Origin of the sequence: Bradyrhizobium manausense, assembly GCF_018129685.1 — a bacterium.
GTDB classification, from domain to species: Bacteria; Pseudomonadota; Alphaproteobacteria; order Rhizobiales; family Xanthobacteraceae; genus Bradyrhizobium; species Bradyrhizobium manausense_D.
On the sequence record NZ_JAFCLG010000006.1, the window covers coordinates 149,568 to 168,802 of the forward strand.

Annotated in this window: 7 protein-coding genes; 2 read left to right on the plus strand and 5 right to left on the minus strand. The window is 63.2% G+C overall.

The window, feature by feature from the left end; all coding sequences use genetic code 11:
* Positions 1-308 precede the first annotated feature (308 nt).
* Together JQ621_RS17305 and JQ621_RS17310 are read left to right on the plus strand one after the other, a co-directional pair.
* Positions 309-968: an RNA polymerase sigma factor gene (locus JQ621_RS17305; RefSeq protein ID WP_212235886.1), complete on the plus strand. Its 660-nt coding sequence runs from the start codon at positions 309-311 to the stop codon at positions 966-968.
* Positions 919-1,182 (plus strand): FecR/PupR family sigma factor regulator, encoded by a 264-nt coding sequence (locus tag JQ621_RS17310; protein WP_212235887.1) that lies wholly within the window; start codon positions 919-921, stop codon positions 1,180-1,182. Before JQ621_RS17305 ends, JQ621_RS17310 begins: the two co-directional genes overlap by 50 nt.
* 50 nt (positions 1,183-1,232) lie before the next feature.
* On the opposite strand, the gene JQ621_RS17315 is transcribed toward JQ621_RS17310, so the two are convergent.
* The 5 genes from JQ621_RS17315 to JQ621_RS17335 form a co-directional block, all read right to left on the minus strand.
* Entirely contained in the window at positions 1,233-2,105 is an 873-nt protein-coding gene (locus JQ621_RS17315) for a lytic transglycosylase domain-containing protein (protein WP_212235888.1), read from the minus strand.
* On the minus strand, positions 2,105-2,521 hold the full coding sequence (locus JQ621_RS35465; protein ID WP_249125353.1) for a hypothetical protein: 417 nt from the start codon (positions 2,519-2,521) through the stop codon (positions 2,105-2,107). Before JQ621_RS35465 ends, JQ621_RS17315 begins: the two co-directional genes overlap by 1 nt.
* Before the next feature lie 167 nt (positions 2,522-2,688).
* Positions 2,689-3,867, minus strand: coding sequence for a polysaccharide biosynthesis/export family protein (locus JQ621_RS17325; RefSeq protein WP_249125354.1), 1,179 nt, complete (start codon positions 3,865-3,867; stop codon positions 2,689-2,691).
* Positions 3,868-4,135: 268 nt separating this feature from the next.
* A complete protein-coding gene (locus tag JQ621_RS17330; protein ID WP_212235889.1) occupies positions 4,136-6,412 on the minus strand; it encodes a polysaccharide biosynthesis tyrosine autokinase in 2,277 nt (758 codons plus the stop codon).
* A gap of 151 nt (positions 6,413-6,563) precedes the next feature.
* The gene (locus JQ621_RS17335; protein WP_212235890.1) at positions 6,564-19,088 is read right to left on the minus strand and encodes a filamentous haemagglutinin family protein; all 12,525 of its coding nucleotides are present in this window, start codon (positions 19,086-19,088) and stop codon (positions 6,564-6,566) included.
* Between the last annotated feature and the right edge of the window lie 147 nt (positions 19,089-19,235).

Here is a 19,235-nt window from a genome sequence, read left to right on the forward strand (position 1 = left end):
TTCACCTGAGCCTCTATATCATGCTCGCATTGCGGCCGGATCGTCGCGACCGCAGTGATCTTTCGGACAGCCCGAACCGACCGGAACACGCCGGTCTGCCTGGCCTTATCCGATAGACGTCACGCTCACGGCCCGTGCGAAAAGATTCTCGCAAGCCGCGTCAGGAGCGATCGATGATGTGATGATTTCGCGCAACATAACACGACTATCGCGATACATGCGTTACTCTCCAACAATTCGTCACATTATCGTTGTGCGCCCTCTCTACCGTCCGACCAAAATTCGGGGTTTAATAAGTGGGGCGTAACATGACTATCGACGTCATCTCCAACCTGCGCAGCTTGCTGCTCGCCGAGTATGTCGACTTCGATCGGCGACTGACGCGCCGCCTCGGCTCGCCGGACCTCGCCTCCGAAGCGCTCAATGAGACCTATCTCCGTCTCGCCGGCATGCGGGAGATCGGGACAGTGCGCAGCCCCAAGGCCTATCTGTTTCGGATCGCCCTCAACATCGCCACCGATCGCCGCCGCGCAGAGAAGCGCCGCCTCACCTCCGACGAGGTCGACGCCATGCTGGAGATCCCGGACGATCAGCCCGACGCAGCGCGCGTGATCGAGGATCGTTCGGACGTCGAGCAGCTCAAGCGCGCGATCGCCGAGCTTCCGGAACGCCGTCGCCGCGTCCTGATGCTTTCGCGCATCGAGGGCTTGCCTAACCGCGAGATCGCCGCGCTGCTCGGGGTCACTGTACGGACCGTCGAGACCGACCTGAAGCAGGCGGTCGAGCACTGCGCCGAGCGCCTCAAAAGACCCGTACGCGACAAATTCGGTTTTCAGCGCGTCGCATCGTCTCAGTTAAAGAGATATGTCGATCGGGGCCATCCGCTCATGACCGGCATGGGCGGGAAAGCGCTGGGCCGTGACGAAGCGAAACCATCAGGTCGATCACTTAGATCCGCTAATCCGTGAGGCGTTGTCGTGGATCATGCGCCTCAAATCGGGTGAGGCGACGATCGCGGATGCCGAACAACTGATGGACTGGCGCGGCAAAAGTTCCGCTCATGAGCGAGCCTTCCGCGATGCCGTAAAATGCTGGCGCGCGATCGGCGAGGCACTGGCGACCGGCCGCCCGGCGCCTGCGGTGCGACGCAGGCGTCAAACGGGCAGCAAGAAGCGGGCATGATCCGGCAGGCCAGCCGCCAGGCCGCCGATTGAATCTCAGCTTGAATTGGATCAGCGTAGATCGGACGGCGATTTTCGCTCGACCGCGCCGCGCAGGCGCGTGTTGAGCTCGGCAAAGTTGACCGTGCTCCCGATGGCGGTCCGGACGCGGCCGCCGCGCGGGGCGGCACCACCACCACCACCGCCACCACCGGGCCTGCCGAACGTCGGCTGCGGGACGGAGCCGGTGACGGCAACCCCGTTGGCTGCCAGGTGCGCGCGGACGCGCGCGCAATATTCGACCGACAGATAGGAAAACCGGGTTTCGCCGTGACCGGCGCGATATTTCATCGTCGCCGTGCAGAGATCCTCATGGGCGAGACGCCAGGCGCCGGCAAGATAGCGGACGCCGTAATGCACGTTGACGTCGGGCGTAGCCAGTTCGGCAGGTGTCCCGGTAAAACCCATCATCCTTGCGGTCGGCAGCATGACCTGCATCAGGCCGACCTCGCCATCCATCCCGACGACGGCCGCATTGTATCGGCTCTCGACCGCCATGACCGCATCCACGAGCGCAGGCGGAAGGCCGGAGGCAAGCGATTCACGCTCGATCAGCTGCCGGTATTGCGCGCGCCCGGCGCGCCAGTCGCGGCCGAACATTGCGCTCGTCCGGTAAGAGTAGGTGAAGAGAAGCGGATTGGCAGGGGGAAAATCGGCGGCCGTGAGCGGTTTCGGCGCGAACGGTTCGAGCTTCAGAGGCTCGGGCGCGGTATCGTCCGCATCTGTCGACGATACTGCGGTGTTGCTGGTGTCGGCCGTGCGGCCGACCTCATCGTCTTGCGCCCTTGCCGTGCCGTTCAGGACAATCAACAGGCACAACGCGGCCGATGGCCACAATCGGCGTTCGGCTCCGACGGTCTTGGCTCTTGCAAGGGATCGCGACATCAGCGGTGCGGCAGCACGTTGGGAATGGCGGGAGGACGGAACGGAGTGGCCGAACGACCGTAGTTGGAACCATATTGCTGGCGGATGGCCGCCTCGTTGGGATTGCCCACGCGCACATCGGACGAACGTGCATCGATCGGCGGCAGATTGAGCGTTGGATTGACCTTGTCCACCTCTCGCCGAAGCTGTTCGTTCAAACAGCCGAACGCGCTATCGCTGCCGATCTGCACATCGACGCAACGCTGTACCGTCGAGCCGGTCGGCCTGCCGCCGATGATCGTGCCCTCACGCTGCTGGGCGGTTGGATTGGCCGAGCCAGGGGCCTGGGCCATGACTGGCGATGCGATGATCGCGATCAGACAGGCCGCAAGGCCATCACGACGAACAAATCCGTGTCTCGACAGAGCGGCGCCCATGCTGCGAGCCTCCAATGACCAGCGCGCTTAGATCCGGCTGCCCCGCGGGAATGATACCATTGCCGGCCGCCTGATACGATACGAGATTCTCATGCTCTCGCAATTACCGAATGAGACCCGTTCCCGATTCGAGACATCGAAGCTGCTTCGTACGTACATGCCTTCACCTAGAGCCTCGTTCGAAGCCCCTTCACATCATTGACCAGAAGCGCCGCGTCATCGGCCGTTGTGACCGCCGTATTGATAAAGTTAAGCACCTTGGTGATGTCCACCTGCGGCGCGTTGGCAGCATAGAGCACGTCGAAAGGACGCATCTTCATCTTGGTCGAGATGAAATAACCCGCCGGATCCTGGAAGCTGACATTGAAGATGATCGGCACGGTATCGCCGTTGAATTTCGAGCAATCGACCCCGAGTTGCTGCGCCACCTCGCGCGGTTCGCGGCGATAGAGAAACACCGATCCCGGATCGGCCTGCAGGTCGAGCAGGCCCCCTGCCTTGGCGACCGCCTGCGTCAGATTGATCCGCCACGCATCGAAATTGAACTCGCCCTGCTGGCCCGTCGCGCCAAAGGCCGTGAACTTCATCGGCTCCCGGTACAGATAGATTCGATCTCCCGGCTGTACGAAGATGTTGCTCGCGGGCCAATAGACCAGATTGCCGAAAGGCACCGTTGCCCGCTTGCCGTTGCGTTCGAGGACAACCCACGTCTCCCAGCCGGCGCCGCTGATGCCGCCCGCGCGCGTGATCGCGTCGGTAATTCGATCCTGCGCGCCAGCCGACGGCATGGGAAACCGCACCGGCGTCCGGACTTCGCCGAAGACGCTGACGAGCGACGAACGCTGCTGGCTCGCCGTCACGATGACCTGCGGGTCGATCGCGCGCTTCCTGATGTGTTGGAGGATGTCGTCCTGGATTTCCCCGTTGGTGCGACCTGCCGCACGAATTCTGCCGGCATAGGGCACGGTGATATTGCCGTCGTTGTCGACGGACTGATCCGGAAGGCTCACGTAATTGCCCGGACGCACGCCGGCCTCCAGGGGAACATAGAGCCCGCCTGCGGATGCTTCGAAGATCGTCACACTGACGATGTCGCCAATACCGAAGCGGATGCTGCTCGGAGGCTTGCTATCCGCCAGACTTCCTGGAATTCCATTGGGCTCGAACTTCTCGAGTATCTGGACGATCTCGGGAGTAAGCTTCACGAGGGCGTAGGGCAAAGTCGTGGTGTTTTCGCTCCTCACGTCCAGGCTCGCCGGCCCCGACATGGAAATGAAGCCGCAGCCGCCCAAGCAGGTCGACCAGATCAGGCAGCACGCGATGACCGGGATATTTCTTAATCGCATGACGCTTCATTCGCACCGAGCTAACACACCTCAGCAAGCCGGCGCGACGCCGTTCGCGCGAGGCCGCCTCCCGCCCGGCGGGCGTGCGCCAACGTGCGGTTCTGCTCATTAGACGATGCTGCTGCGGGGATTGCGAAAACAGGACGGAGCAACGGGAGACGAATGCACTCCACGCTCTCACGGCCGGAGCAGCTCGCGGAGCGCCGCTTGGCCTTCTATGTCAGGCCTCAGGTCGTTGCGTGAGTTGCTTTTCCGATGCGCGGGGATATCAGGAGCGCCCATACTGCCCGTAAGGCTGGCTCCAATAGAGGCCACCGTAACCGTGGTCGTGGCGATCAAGCATCTTTGGATCGGCCTTGTTGAGGACGACGCCCAAGAGGCGGTCATGGACCTCAGGCGCGGAGTCCAGGCAACGTTGGACCAGGTTGACGCGCAGGCGGCCCCACTCCACCACGAAAATGAAGGAGTCCACGCTCTGCGTTGCCGCGCGGACATCGACGATGGGACCGAGTGGCGGAAGATCCAGGATAACGTAGTCGTATTGCTCGCGCAGTTGCTCCAGCAGGTCTCTGAACGCGTCGGACGAAACGACTTCATCGGTATGCGCGAGACTCGCATCGCCAATCGACGGGAGCATTGCAAGACCGGTCTCGGCATCGAACCGTACCACCTGCGACAGATCGGCCTTGCCCTCGAGCAGCTCAAGCCATCCCACTGCCGGCTTCGGCTCGAGGTTATCCACGAGCGTCGGCTTTCGCAGATCGGCGTCGATAAGGATCACGCGCTTACCCGCATCGGCCATCAGCTCTGCCAGATTGCAGGCAAGGGTCGATTTGCCTTCGCCGGGCAGCGTCGACGTTATGCCGATCACCTTGTTCTTTTCATAGGCCGCTTGAAGCTCTGCAGCAATCTTGATGGATCGCACGCCCTCGGCGAGCGGTGAAAACGGCTCTTCCACGACTTGCCGCATCAAGGTGTTGGTAAGCGTCACGACTTGGTCCTGCGGCAGCCGTCTGGCGACGGAATGCCTTCCACGGACAGCTCTCGCGCCTGGCTCCTGCGCGCCTTCTTGCCGCGCCGGCCGCGGCAGTGCGTTCGCCGCAGTCACGAGCGGCAGCACCGCAAGACACGACGTCCGCAGCGCCTCCTCGACCTGTCGAGCGGTACGGAACACCAGATCGAGCGACTCCTTCAGCGCTCCGACGCCCAGACCTGCGATGAGGCCGAATAGTCCCGAGACCAAGAGAACGATCGAAGCGATCGGACTGCTCTTTTGTTCGGGCGGCAGCGCCGGATTAGCCACGCGCGCTTCAGTAATCGGAAATGACTCCTGCTGAAGAGCTTCGGTGTAGCGCTGCAAGAATGTATCGTAAATCGTGTGATTGGCCCTTGCATTGCTCTCGAGTTCGTTCAGTCCCAGCCGGTCGCGATTGGTGGACTGCCCCTCCGTGACGAGGCTTGCCACCTTCCGTTGCAGACTTTCCTCCCGCGCCTTTGCGATCTCGTAGTCGCTGTTGTAGCTCGCGGCTATGCGGCCGAGTTCTTCCCTGATGGATCGGCGCAACTCCTCGATCTGATCGCGAAGGTGCAACACGGCCTGATGGTCGGCGCCGTAGCGCTTCGTCCAGTCGGCCTCACGCGCGGTCAAATCGAAATATTGGTTGCGCATGCGGGTAATGACTTCGTTATGCAACGAATCCGCGGTCGCCGCATCCGGGCTGTCCTGCTTGAGAACGTCGTTGATTCGCTGCACCCGCGCCTTGGCTTCACCCGTGGCAACGCGCGCGTTGATCAGCTGCGTATTGAATTCGGCGAGTTGTTGCTCCCCGATCAGACGCCCCGAGACGGTGGACCCTGCCCCACCGTCCATGGACACGATGTTGTTCTTCTCCTTGTACTCGACGACCGCTCTATCCGCCGTCAATGCCCTGTTCTGGAGCTCCTTGATGCGATCCTGCAGCCAGTCACTGGCAAGCCGCGTCGTCTGATATTTCGACTGGAGCAGATCCAGAATATAGGCTTGACCAATCCCATTGGCGACAGCGGCGGCGCTCGCAGGATTGCTCGACGTAAACCCGATCTCGATAGCGTAGGTCCTTCCGACGCGCGTGATCGTCCGACGTGCCAGGAACGTTCGCGTCGCAGCGCGGACAAGCTCCGTTTCCGAAGGCGGCGTTGAATTGCCAAGCCCGATGCGATGAAGCAATCCACCTCCTCGGCCGACGAATTCCGGGTCTTCGGTCAGGTGCAATTCCTTGATCACGGCATGTGCGAATTTCTCAGACTTGAGAACTTCGACCTGCGTTTCGACCTGTGCGGTGTCGAGCGGAGCGTCGCCCAACGCTTGTTGCTGAGGCTGAAGAACCCGGACCTTGCTGCTATCGATCAATATCATCGCCTTGGCGGTGTATTGCGGCGGCGTGAGGACGAGATACAAGAGTCCAAACCCGAACGAGCACAGCGTTGCGATCGCGATGACAAGATATTGCCGGCGAAGAAACCCTCTGCACCAATCGAGGAAGTCGGAAACGCGATCGGATTGCACCAACCCGCTTCCCTGGAGTTGGGGCGAGACATTCCTAGGTCGTAACGCTGTATCCATTTGTCGATCTAAAACCTGGTTCCGCAACGACATCTCAACCCGCGTCCGCCCGACGCGGCATCCGCATTTTCCGAGCCCGTGATATCAAACCGCCTCACTGCGCACCGTTGCCCTGGTTGTCCTTCTTGCCGTTGCCGTCCCCGCCGGTACCCGTCGCGTCCTGCCCTTCGCCATAGCTGAGCACCTGGACGACGAACACCGAGGCCGTGCCCTCCGACTTCGAGCCGGTCGGCGGCTCCGTCGATTTGTTCTGCTGACCGGCGGTGTTCGACGCGGCGGTCAACGCGCCGACATTCGGAGCAGCGACGGTCGGAATGCCGATCGCGGTTCCGCCGACGTGGGCATTGTCCGCGTTGCTGATCACGGGCGCGACGACGACGAGGTTACCGGAGGCGCGGACACCGGCGCTGCCGAAGTTGATGATGCCGCGCGGCGCGAGCAGATACAGGTTGGAGGCCGTGCTGTTGCCGGTGGTCTGAAGCACGCCGATGCCGGCGCCGGTGACGAGACCTGCGGGATCGATGATCTGGTAATCATCTGCGTCGAAGAAAACCTGCAAAGGCGGCTGCGATGCAGTCGTCTTGGCGCCGCGACCTGCGTCGAGATTAGCGTTGGAGCTCCACATCGAGATGTCGCCACCCTGCTCGGTGAAGATACGGCTGGTGTTCACCAGCACGTTGCCGTCGGTGAAGGTGTTGATGTCGCCGCCGGAGAGCGTCAGGATGCCCAGGTTGTTGAGCTTCAGGTTGGGGTTGGGCTCGACGGCCAGCGATCCGACAAGCACGTTGCCGCCCGGGCCGAGCAGCGAGACGTTGCCGCCGAGACCGGTTTGGATGGTGGCGTGCAGCAGATTGAGGTCTCCGGTCTGAACTAGCGGTGGGACCTCCTTGGCGAAATTGGCGGCGGCGCCGTTGAGGTCGACGGTCTGGATCAGACGCAGCACGTTGACCGCGTACTTGCCCGAGGTGTTGGCCTGACCGAGCGCGGTCGTCAGGCCATCGCCCACCGGTTTCAGCGAGCCACCCAGATTGTTGGTGTAGCCACTCGCTGTCGGGAACAGCGTGTTGATCATGATGTAGCCGTCGAGAAGAGCGGCCTTCTGGGTCTGGTTATAGAGCGTCGAATTGCCTTGATAGTACTGATAAAGGCTGCTGCCGGTGTTGCCGATGCCCTTCAACTCGGCCGTGAACACTTGGTCGACGAAGACGTGCTGCAGCGCAGTCGGCTCGCTCAGGAATTTCGCGAACACGTCGGTGCCGGCAGGCGGGACGCCCCCCGAGCAGGTCAAGGCACCGGTGGTGCAGAGGAAGCTCGTGAGCTCACCGATATAATTGTGTGCGACGTTGGCGGCATTGGCCGGATCGATATAGGTGTCGATCACGGCCTGGTAGTTGACCTTGTTGCCGACGCCGAACAGCGCGATAATATCCGCGCCGGTGGTGGGCAGCAGCGGATTGCGGTTCTTGACGGCCGCGGAGAATGGGCCAAGCAAGGCCGGGTTGTACATGCCGGGCGAGCCTTGAACCCACTGGTTGCCGACCGGGATGCTGCTGGCGTTGCCCACCGACGTGATGCCTTCCTGCACCGTTGCGGACGCCGCCGTGTCGAAGTTCACCGGGAGGAAGGGACCAAGGTTTCGCCCGGCTTCGACCAGGAAGAAGCCCGGGCCGGCGACCTGCATGCCACCGAGATTGTGGTAACCAGTGTAATCGATGTCCCGGCCGGCGATGACGCTGCTGACATCGCTGGCAGCGATGTTCTCGACCGTCAGGTTAAGATCGACGATGTCCAACCCGGCCTGGACCCTGGTTGGCCGGTTGATATTGATCTGCCCGGCGCCGGTGATGCTTCCATTCACCGCGTATATCTTGGCGGTCGAGGCATTGGTGGCTTGTGCCAGGTTCGCCTGGCTGGAGGCGCCGGTGGCGCCGTTGTTGGGCTGGTAGGGATCGAAGGCCTGGTCGAGCAACGACGGACCAGCCGAGAGGGTTGGGAAACTTTGCGGAAGGGCAAGCGCGCCGCTCGGCAATGTCGGGCTTACGCCGCCTGTCAGATCGATGCTGCCCTCGGCCAGCAATTGGAATGTGCCGTTCGGCGATCCGTTGAGCACGATGCCGTTGTTTTTTGAACCGGTCAGTCCGTTGGTGGTGATGTCGCCGTTCAGGGCAACCGCGCTGAAGCTCGCCGGAAAATTGGTCTCGAAGATGGAGCCTTGACCCGCGATCTTCTGAGATATTGTCGCGGTCTGACTGAGTGCGATGTTGATGTTGCCTGCGATGGCGACGACGTTGACCGCGCTGTCAGGACCATAGGTGTCCATGAAGATGGGCGCAGTCGTCGCGCTTGAGTTGGCAGGATTTGCGTAGGACGTTGTCTGAGAGTGCAACTCGGCCGGGTTGATCACCCCGCCAATCGAGACCGATCCTCCAGCCGTCAGCGTGATCTGGCCGGAATCGACGGCGAGCACCGGCAGGTCCTGCAACGTGCCGGTCTTGGTGGTCAGGTTGCCATTGGGACCAACCGAGCCGCCGGCGACGATCGTCGCCGTGCCCGAGCCCTCGTAGAACGATCCGCCGAGGATGTTGCGGCCCGCCTGCACGATCATGTTGCCGCTGCCGTTGACGGTCATCACTGGCGTGTTCAGCACGCCGCTGCCGACCGAAGCGAGGCCGCCGCTGGCATAGCCAGTGGTCGGCAACGACACCGAGACGTCGATCAGGTCCCGTCCCGCCGTGACCGACACGTTGCCGCCGGCGCTCAGGATGCCCTGCTGGAAGCTGCCGTACTGGATCCACCATGCGGATTGCGACGCAATAGCGGTTCCGAATGGGGCAAACACGCCCGCGCCGAGCAGACTGACATTCGGCGCGTCATTCGCGGAGCCGATCGGCGTGATCGCCGCATCGGCGAGCAGCCACGGGAAAAAGTACTGATAATCCGAGACTGTCTTGGTCCCGCTGTTGGTTGCGGTAACGCTGGTGGTCGGATTGCCGACCCGAATGATGTCGCGCTGCGCCACCAGCGTGACGTCGCCTCCCTCGGTCGGGAAAGCCGCTGCAGTCGGGGGCCCGTAAACCGCAGCATAACCGTTGCTCACCGCCCTGATGTTGCTGTTCAGGTCGTAGGCCAAGACTTGAGGCGCGAGGAAACCGTTGGGGTTCGCTGCAACGACATTGCCGGAGCCATCCAGATAATATCCGGGAGACGCCGGCAGCGCGGTGTTGACGCCGGCGGAGTAGATCACGCCGGGGGCGGTCTGGTCCGACAGCAGGATGTCGCGCGCCGCCGACACCGCGATGCTGCCGGTGCCGGTGCGGATCATGGTGGGTAGCGCAACGGTGGTTGTGGCGTTCGGATTGCCCGCAGAATAGAGCTGTTGGGTATAGCTCGTGTGACCGGCGACGACGACATCGCCGCTCCCTGGGAAATGACCCGCATCGATCGACGCAAGCGGGACCACGGCGTTCGGATTGGCGCTGATGGCAACGGCGCCGTTGGTGTATCGTGCCGCGGCGCCTGCCGTCATCGTGTAGGACCAGGAACCGGGATTGGTGACCTGGACGATCTTAACGTCAGCGTCGGCTTTGACCGGGGGACTGGACGCGATCGCGCCATTGCAGTTGACGCACACGTTCAACTGATGCGGAAACAGATCCGCGCCGGCCAATTGCTGTGAGGTCGGGCTCGAGATATTCGCAGTGGAATCGTAGGGAGCGACTGGAACGGCGGCGTAACCGTTCAGATAGTAAAGATATGCGGTGGTGTTGGGAATAGAGCTGCTGGTATCAATGCCGCGTTGGCTGGTCTGATTTTTCAGATAATTGGCTACATTCCCGACGTAAGTCGGGTCATTGTAGTTTCCGAACTGAAAGAAACCATCGGAGATCGAGGCGTTGACGTTGATATTGCCCGCGGCCCTCAGCGTCAGCACGCCCGGCTCAATCCTGTACTGAGGCAGTGACTGGGTGCCGAAATTGGCGACATAGCGGTACTCGAAATTCACTCCACTGGTGGCAGGATCGTATGTCTGTGTTTTGCCACTACCCTGGAGCCTCACTGCATTGCCGGCCGCCAGATTCCAGTTGCTGGCAATGGTGATGTTGCCGGAATTGACCGCGGTGCTCGTATTGACCAGCTCGACGCCGGGGAGAAACTCGACCGCGGCTTTATTCGGGAGATCGGGATTCTGGAGATCAGCAAAGATCTTGGACTGCGTGAGCTGGGCGACCGCACCATTGAAGCCGTAGCTCACGACGTTGCCCGCCGAGTCCAGCCCGGTTAGAGTGCCCTGCACGAATTGCGCGATGGCGTTCGTGAAGGCCGAGTTGTTGGCGGGATCGAGGACGCCGTTCCAGCTCACATTCGGCAACCCAACGCCGCTCTCGGTCGAGACCGTGCCGTAGTCCTCGAGACTGAACTTGCGGGCGCCGGTAATGGTGGCGTCAAGACCCAGGATCTTCACGGTGCCTTCTTGATATGCGTGACCGGTCACCAGCGGGGCGCGCAGGTACACGGTCCCGCCGTTCCCGGCGCCCGACACATCCATCTTCGCGCCGGACTGCAGGTCGATATAGCCTTGCGCGTTCCACCCGATGCCCAGCTTGACGTCGCCGCCGACCTGGCCGGCCTGCTTGGTCGAAGCGACGATCGAGGCGGTGCTCTGCAGCACCACTGCATTGCTGCCGTAGAGCCCAACCTGGCCGCCGGTCTGGCCGTTGCAGTAGGTCACCGTACAGCCGGCCTCGATCACGCCGCCGATGATGACCTGCCCGTTCTGGACCGATGTGTTCCAGGTGATGTCGTCTGCGGTGAGCGTGACGGTGTTGGCCCTCAGCGTGTGACCTGCCGAAAGCTGGAGGTTGCCCGTCTGCGTGCGAACCGAGATCGCGCCGGTGACGCCACCGGCAAAGAGCAGATCGGCGAGAGGATCGAGTGCGATCGCTCCATTGGAAAACAGGTTGAAGCTGCCGCCACGGCTTGCCGTCTTCATGTCACCGGCATAGCCGGCCGCAAGCATCTGGCCACGCAGGTCGGCGGAGCCGGCCGTCGCCGTCACGTTGATCACGCCACCATAGCCCTGGCCTCCAGCGGGCTGGGACACGTCAATCGTGCTGCCGGCCATGGTCACGACATTGCCGAGATCGGCCTGAAGCGACACTTTGCCGCCCGCGACATACTGAGTGGCGTCGATCAGCGTTTTTGCGTAACCGCCCGCCGCGATCCAGGCGCCGTTATCGAGCCTGACGTCGCCCGAGGTCGCCTCGAGCCCCAGCGTCCCGGCCTGGGCCTGGATGGTGCCGGACACGTCGATGCTCGCGGCCTTCAGCACGAAGTTGCCGCCGATCTGGCTGCTCGCACCAGGATCGGCGGACGCTCCTGCCGGGCGCGCGATGCCTACATTGCCAAGCGTCGTCAGGATGAACTGCGACCCGGTGCCGCTCGCGGTCGCGCTGCCGACCAGCAGGTCCGGCGTAGTGATGGAGAGATTGACTGGCACGGCGCCCGAGCTACCCAGAGTCATCGCGCCGGAGCCCGCGAGCAAGATCTGTTTGCTGGCGCTCCAGTTCACCTGCGAGAATCCGCCGATAGTCTGAGCGCCGCCACCGAGATCGATTTCAGCGGCCTCGATGGTCAGCGCACCACCTGTCGTCGGCACATTCGTCGGCGCAGCCACCGCGCTGGTGTTGACGAGAGTGACGCTGGCGCCGGTCCCGATGTTGACGTCGGAGCCGCTACCGAGCAGGGCCGGCGCGTCGAGCGTCAGGTTCTGCAGCTTTGGTGCAAACGCAACGCCGCTGGTGAACGTGATGTTGCCGTTGTAGGCCTTCAGCGACAGCCCCTGCACCGACGCGAGCGTGGTCTGGAGGGTATCGGCCGACAACGCCAGCGCACCGGTCGCGCCGTTGCCGAGGCCGATACTTTGAGCGGTCAGGTTGAGCTGCTTGGCCTGGATCACGGCGGCGGCGGCGCCATTGACCGGCCTGTTCAGCGCGATCGCGTTCGTCGGCCCCGATGCCTGCAGGCTCAGCGTCGTGGTGGAAACGCGCGTGCCGGCTTCGATGGTGACGTTGCTGGTGTTGCCGGCGGGAAGTGTCAGCGAGCCGATCACCGGCGTCCCTGGACCGATGTCGGCGAAGTCGATGGTGAGCGTGGGTGTCGACGTGCCGGTCGGGCCCGTGATGGTGTTCTTCGGATTGCTGGTCGCCATGAACACCGCGCCGAGGCCGCCGCTGTACAGCGGCAACGAGACGTTTGTGAGGGGCACGCCCTGGCCGGTAAAGAACGAAAACACGTTCGCGCCGGTGATGTGCGTCCCGGTCGAATCCAGCGTGCCGCCGAGCGCTGTCGCGATCGCCCGCGCCGAGGTGGCAGTGGCGGACGCCGGGTTCGCGTAGACATAGTTGCGACCGTAAGTGCTCTGCACACCGCTGACCGTGTCGATCACACTGCCGGACTTGACGACGACCTGCCCTCCGCTCGTCGTGCTCACCTGGAAGTTGGTGGTAAAGGTACCGCCCGCGATCGACAGCGATTGATTGATGGTCTGGGTTTGCGGCGGCGTCGCTCCCGCCACCAGCAGGATTTCGGGCGCAGTAAAAGCGACACCGCCGGTGTCGATCACCACGCTCGATGCTGCCGGCGTGATCGTGGTGGTGCCGTTGGCCTGGTCGGTGCGCTGGCCGCCGATCAGGATGCTCTCGAAATTGAACGCATTGAGCTCGTTGACGTCGAGACCGACATAGCCGGCCGGCGCATTGCCGGCACCGTTGACCACCGCCACCTGGCTGCCCGAAACGTCGAGCTGGCCGCCGCGGCCGACATTGCCGCTGCTGTCCGTCCCTGGCTGGGTCGCCACCGTGCCGGACAGCAGGATTTGCTGCTGCGCCACGACGGCCAGCCGGCCCGCGTCGATCGGCAGCGGTGACGGCGTCGTAGTGCTGCTGTGCTTGGGGAAATAGCTGTTGCCGCTGGTGACCGTATACTCGCTGTACTGCCGCCAGACCGTCCCGGTCTGGATCGCGAACAACTCGCTGCCGGCCGAACGCTTGGCCGTATTGGTGGATTGGGTATAGTTGCCCGCGACGAGGACGGTGCCGTCCTGCAACGTGGTCCCGGACGCGATATTCCTGCCGAGATTGCTGCCATAGTCGACGACGCGCAGCGCGCCGGGCAGGATCGCGTAATGGCCGGGATAGAGCGTGTAGGTGCCGGCCGGAATGCCGCCGCCGCCGCTGATGGTGATCTGCGTTCCCGCGAGCGGATACGGATCGCCTGCCTGGCTGGCGCTCTGCGCAGCCGTGAAATTGATGTCGAGCGCCGCGACCGGGTCGTTGCGCGACGGCAGCAGCGCGTAAACGGTCGGCTGGCCGCTGACGGTTGCAAGCGTGTCCCTTGACCCGCCGGTGCCGGCGACGAACTCACCCGCAACCACATCGCCGCCGCCGCTCAAATTGGTGGTCGACCCCACACCCACGCTGACATTGGTGCCGCTCAGCGTCACGGCCTTGCCCGGAAGCTGTGCCAGCGGCGCGAGCGCGTTGTTGTAATACCAGTTGATGCCGTCCTGGGTGGTGCCATAAGGCACAATTGTGTTGTCCAGCGAGACCGACGTGAGGCTGCCTGCGCCGAGAGTGACCTGCTGGGTGCCGCTGCCGCCGAGCGTGATGGTGCCGAGCGGCGCAAACAAATTGCCGTCCTGCACGATGTTCGGCGCCACGACGTTGACGCTGCCGCCGGCTGACAGAGGCGTTTGAGGCGCGCTGCCGGCCGGCGCGGTGAAGGTCACCGTGCCCGGCGCCTGGATGGTGAAGTTGACGGCGGAGACCGGGTAGATCCGCTCGGCCGAAAGCGTCAGATTGCCGCTCGCCGCAAGGCTGCCCGAGAACGTCGAGGGATAGACCAGCACCTCACCTGCTGTGGTAGCCTTGCTAATCCCATTCGAGACCTTGGGCGTGCTCAGGCGAATGTCCGCGGTGGTGTAGCGGTTGGCACTGCCCGGATTCGGCGAACCACCAAGCGTGATCTGAGCGAAGTTTGAGAACGCAGCGCCTTCGACATCGATGTTCATCGCATCGACGACAAGGCTGCTGGCCGGATTGGTCGCGGCGGTCGATGTTCCCCCGCCCCCTGTGAGCATCACATAAGGCGCCGACAGCACCGTGCTGCTGCCGGGGGTGTTGCCGTCCAGCGAGATGGAGCTGGCGGCGATGTGCAGCCGGTTGGCCACGTTCCAGTCGAGCGCGCCGGAAATGGTGAGATTGCGGAAGGTGGGTGCGTTGAAGCCGAAGGTCTTGTCGGTGAGGTCCGTGAAGATATGGCCGGGACCACCGGCTGAGTAACCGCTGTACAAGAAGACGTTGTCGAACGCCCCTAAGCGGTCCACCGTGGCCACGATTTGATTGGTGAAAGGCGCGAGTTGACCGCTGCCAAGCGCCGCCAGCGAGGTGAGATCGCCCGCGCTCGCCGGCGCCGCGAGCGATGCGAGTGCTGTCGTCACGTTGGCCGAGCCTTGCTGGAGCGTGACGTTCGACCCGCCCAGCATCAACGTTCCGCCATTGGCCGACGGATTGGCCTGCCCCGTGACGGGCGAGCGGCCACCGACCGCGGTGAATGTGCCGCCCCATACGAAGGCGCCGACATCGACGCTGACCGTGCCGGCATCGCTCCACATCGATACCGGGCTCGCGCCGCGCCCGGTGGCGTCCTTGGCCTGGATCGTGGCCGAGATGCCGGACACGTCGACCACGGCGCCCTGCTGCGCAACCAGATAACCTGTCGGCGCAGTCGACGAACCAGCTCCAATCGACTCCTGCGGAAGCGCTTCAACCGTGAATGTGCCGCCGGCCAGCAGCGCGGCGCTGACGCCGCTGGAGACGCCGTTGTTGCCGAAGCTCGAATTCGCGATGACAGTTCCTGACAGATCGATGAGCGAATTCGGCCCGAGCCAGGTCTGCCGCGAATAAACCGACACCGTGCCGCCGTGGTCGACGATCTGGCCCAGCAGCAGGACGCTTTGGGCCGTGGTTTGCGTCGTCGTGTCGACGCCGGACGACGATGACACGTTGGGTGTACCATAGAAGGTAACGCTCGCACGCGCGTCCGTGACGATCGAGGCACCGGCGCCAAGCGTGATGTTGTTCGAGGCAAGAGTGAGATTGACCGGCGTGCGCAGATCGTCCGCCAGCGTCTCCAGCGGAAACAGCGGCGCGAACCCGCTCCCATTTGCACCCGATGCGATCTTCGTGCCTGTCGGCACCGACACGTAACTTGCGACGCTGGAGAGGTTCTGCTGCTCCAGGCGCATCGACGTTCCCGCGGCAATCGCGATGCTATCGGTGACGCCGGCACGGCCCGAACTGGCGGATTCGATGACATAGGCGCCGAAACCGCCGTTGTTGAAGAACGAGGCGGGCAAGAACAGGCCGCCGCCGGTTGGTTGCCCGTTGGAGTCCGGCTGCCCGCCGATCTGGATGGCCTGCGGCGCGGCAATTTTCAGGATGCCGTTGCTCTGGAAACCATAGGCGCGCAGCGATCCGTTAAGCTGAAGGACCGAGATTGCGCCGCTGTTAGGATTGGTTAGACCACCGACGGAGGTCGTTGGATCCGGACCTCCCCATGAAGCACCTTGATAGAGTTCAAGCGAAATGCTGCCGGCGCTGCCAGCCATTACGCCCGGCGACGCCGTCTGGGCTTTGCCCTGCGGGGAAATGTAGCCACCGCTCGAAACGTCGAGCAGGCTCGCTGCCGCCAGTACAATGCTGCCGGTCGTGTCGACAATAGCGCCACGATTATCTGAACTGTTGTTGGTCGCGATCGAGATGCTGCCGCCGTTGATGAAGCCCGGGCCGACCACACCGGAATCGAGCTGACCGGAATCGTTGACCCAACGGCCGCTGGCATCCAGCGTGCCCTCGACGAAAATATCGGCTTTGCCCGAGGCGGTCCGCGGCGTACTAAGCCATTTGCCAAATTTGCCCGCCCCACTCGTGAAGCCAAAGCGATCAGTTACCAAGCTGATATTGCCGCCGGCCGCTGACACCGTCCCTGCAATATCGATCGCACCCGGCACCACCGCCGAGAAGCTGCCGCCAGCAGCAAGATTCAGCGTGCTGTCGGACGTCACGAACAGATCATTGGCGGTGATGGAAAGGCCGCTCAGGCCGTAGGACGAGAGCTGGTCCGCTGACAGCGTCATCGGGCTGAGCGGGCTGGTCGAAGTGAAATTAGCCGAAGACGTGTTCCCGCCTGGTCCCGTCACCACCACGCTCGCCGGGGTGGTGATCGAGAGCGTGCCCTGCGAGGGCGCGGTCCCGGCGCCGGCCTGCAGCGCGCCGGTGACCGAACCAAAGATCAGCCTGGCGGCCTGGAACTCGGGGTCGATGGTCGAAAAGGAGATGCTGCCAGCATCGGATCCCTGCAGATAGCCCGCCTGCACGGAGTGCGTCTGGAAGGTGGTCCAGGTCTCGGTCACGCCCCAATGCGGGTGATTGACGGTGAACTGCCCGGCGATGCCGATGTAGGTCAGGTCCGGGCTGGCCTTGGCGATATCGTAGCGGCGGCCGTCCGATCCGATCAGCACGGTGGTCGGCACGAGGCCGGCCAGAAACTCCTCGTAGCCGCCGGCAACGTTGACCACCGAGCCCGACTGGAGCGTGACGGCCGTGGGGGCCGCCGAGGTGAGGTCGGTCTTGAAGCTGACGCTGCCGCCCTTTGTCATGAGCTGGTCGATGCTTCTGGAGACGGTGTCCGTGTAGCCGCAGGCGTTTGCAACCGGCGTCCCGCACCAGGTCGTGCCGTTGCTGTTCTTTCCCGTGGCACGGATGTCGATCCACAGCGTCTTGCCGTAGAGCACGCCACTGCGCTGGAGCGGCTCGTCGGCGAAATCGATGCCGCGCGGCTGGATCGAGATGAAATTATAGCTCGCCGGCAGCTGCACATCCTGCAAACCCGCGACGTCGATCGTGGCGCCGGGCTCGGCGATCCCGTCGACGGTCCCGGCCCCCGACATCACGATGCTTGGCGAACCGCTGAGGCTGGCCGAAATGGTATCGTCGGGTCTGCCCGCATAGGCCGGGTTTGAGGCAAAAGCGTTGAGCGACACCACGGCGGAGGGCGCCGAAACCAGCGCCCCCGGTCCGAGCGTGACGCTGAGCTGCCCGCTCATCTCGACGAAAGCCGGCGTGAAGTTCTGGACGGAGCTGCCTGAGGAGCCGCCGGACAGCGTTTCCCCGTTTTCGTAGGGCGGGATGTAGATGGTTCCGTTCATGGTCACGCTGGTGGCCGCATCCATCAGGACCATGCTGTTGCGGGAGATGCTGGTGGGTGCATAGATGACGCCGCCCACACGATTGCCCGTGGTCGGATCGAGCACGACGTTGCCGGCGGCATCATGGAGGGCATCCATCGAGATCCGGTCGCCCATCATGACCACGGCGGCCTGCGGCGCTACGATCAATCCGTCGTTGCTGACTTGCCCTGTCCCGGGTCGAAATGGGCCGCTCGGCTTGCCCAGGACGTATGTGCTGGCATATTGCTGGATCTGGAAACCGGTACCCCGGAAGCCAGCATCGGTCAGGACCGATTTCGGAATGGTACCGCTGATATAACTTCCCTTGGTTGCCGTGATCTCCTGCCCCGAGACCAGTGCGACTTCATTGCCGGGCGCAATGATGCTGCCGTGGTTGGCGACGTTGACGCCGAACAGATAGACGAAGCCGGGCGTGGGATTGGGATTGGTCGCAATCGTCGCGCCGGCATCGACGCGGACGCCAATTCCGGTCGGGACGGCGTCCTCCGGCAAGGTCGTGGAGAAGCTCTGTGTCGTCGTGTTGGCGATGCCGATACTGTTGAAGAAATCGTCGCGATTTTTTCGGGGTGAGCCGCGCGTGCCGAGATCGAGATCGGAGGCGACGAGCGAACCGATATTGATCTGCGAGCTGCCGCCGAAAATGATGCCGTTGGCATTGATGATGTAGACGCCGCCGTTCGCCTTGATCTGGCCGAGAACCTGGCTCGGCGCCAGGCTCGGATCCGTGACCCGGTTCAGAACAGTCCAGTTCGACGCTTGCCCGTTGAAATCCAGGGTGGTGTTCCGGCCGACGTTGAACGTCTGCCAGTTCAGGATCGCGTGCTGCTGGTTCTGGGTGATGTCGACATAGGTGCGCCCGTTCTTCGAGGACACGACGGGGGCGGAGGCATTTTGCCATAGGGTCGGGTCGAGAAGGGTTGGATCTTTCTTGGCAGGATCGTTGACAGCATAGCCGGTATAGTTAGCCGGATTGAGACCGCCAACAGCGATCCCGTCCGGAATCGAGCTCGGCGCCTTCTGTGCCGCGGCTGCGGCAGCGGCCTGCGCCGTGAGCTGGGCCCGCAGCGCCAGAGCGCCCTGCGTCAGCGACCGCTGGGCCTGCAGCCCGGCCATCGAGGCCTGGATCGCTGCCGCCTGCTGGGCGGCCTGCGTGGCCGCGACGGCCGACGGGGCGCCAACGCTGTTCAGGTCCCGCGCCTCGGCCACGGCGCCGGACGCCAGGAGCGCGACAACGCTGACGCTGCCGAGCAGCATCTGCTGACGAAAGCGATGCGACCGATCATGCGGGACGAGAGTGCCATTCGCGGCCATAGCAAGTCCTTTTCCAAACAGAACAAAATCCGGAGCAACCGCAGGAGATCACGCGAGGAACGTCGCGCGTCTTCTCCCCGATCGATCCGGACTTGGTCGGCACTGCCCTGGATATCATCGGCAGGCATAATACCGTTAACAAAGCGT

What these genes read in the sequence shown, in the direction of transcription:
- JQ621_RS17305 (WP_212235886.1), top strand. Translation starts at nt 309, where the DNA reads ATGACTATCGACGTCATCTCCAACCTGCGCAGCTTGCTGCTCGCCGAG.
- JQ621_RS17315 (WP_212235888.1), bottom strand. Translation starts at nt 2,105, where the DNA reads ATGTCGCGATCCCTTGCAAGAGCCAAGACCGTCGGAGCCGAACGCCGA.
- JQ621_RS35465 (WP_249125353.1), bottom strand. Translation starts at nt 2,521, where the DNA reads ATGGGCGCCGCTCTGTCGAGACACGGATTTGTTCGTCGTGATGGCCTT.
- JQ621_RS17325 (WP_249125354.1), bottom strand. Translation starts at nt 3,867, where the DNA reads ATGCGATTAAGAAATATCCCGGTCATCGCGTGCTGCCTGATCTGGTCG.
- JQ621_RS17335 (WP_212235890.1), bottom strand. Translation starts at nt 19,088, where the DNA reads ATGGCCGCGAATGGCACTCTCGTCCCGCATGATCGGTCGCATCGCTTT.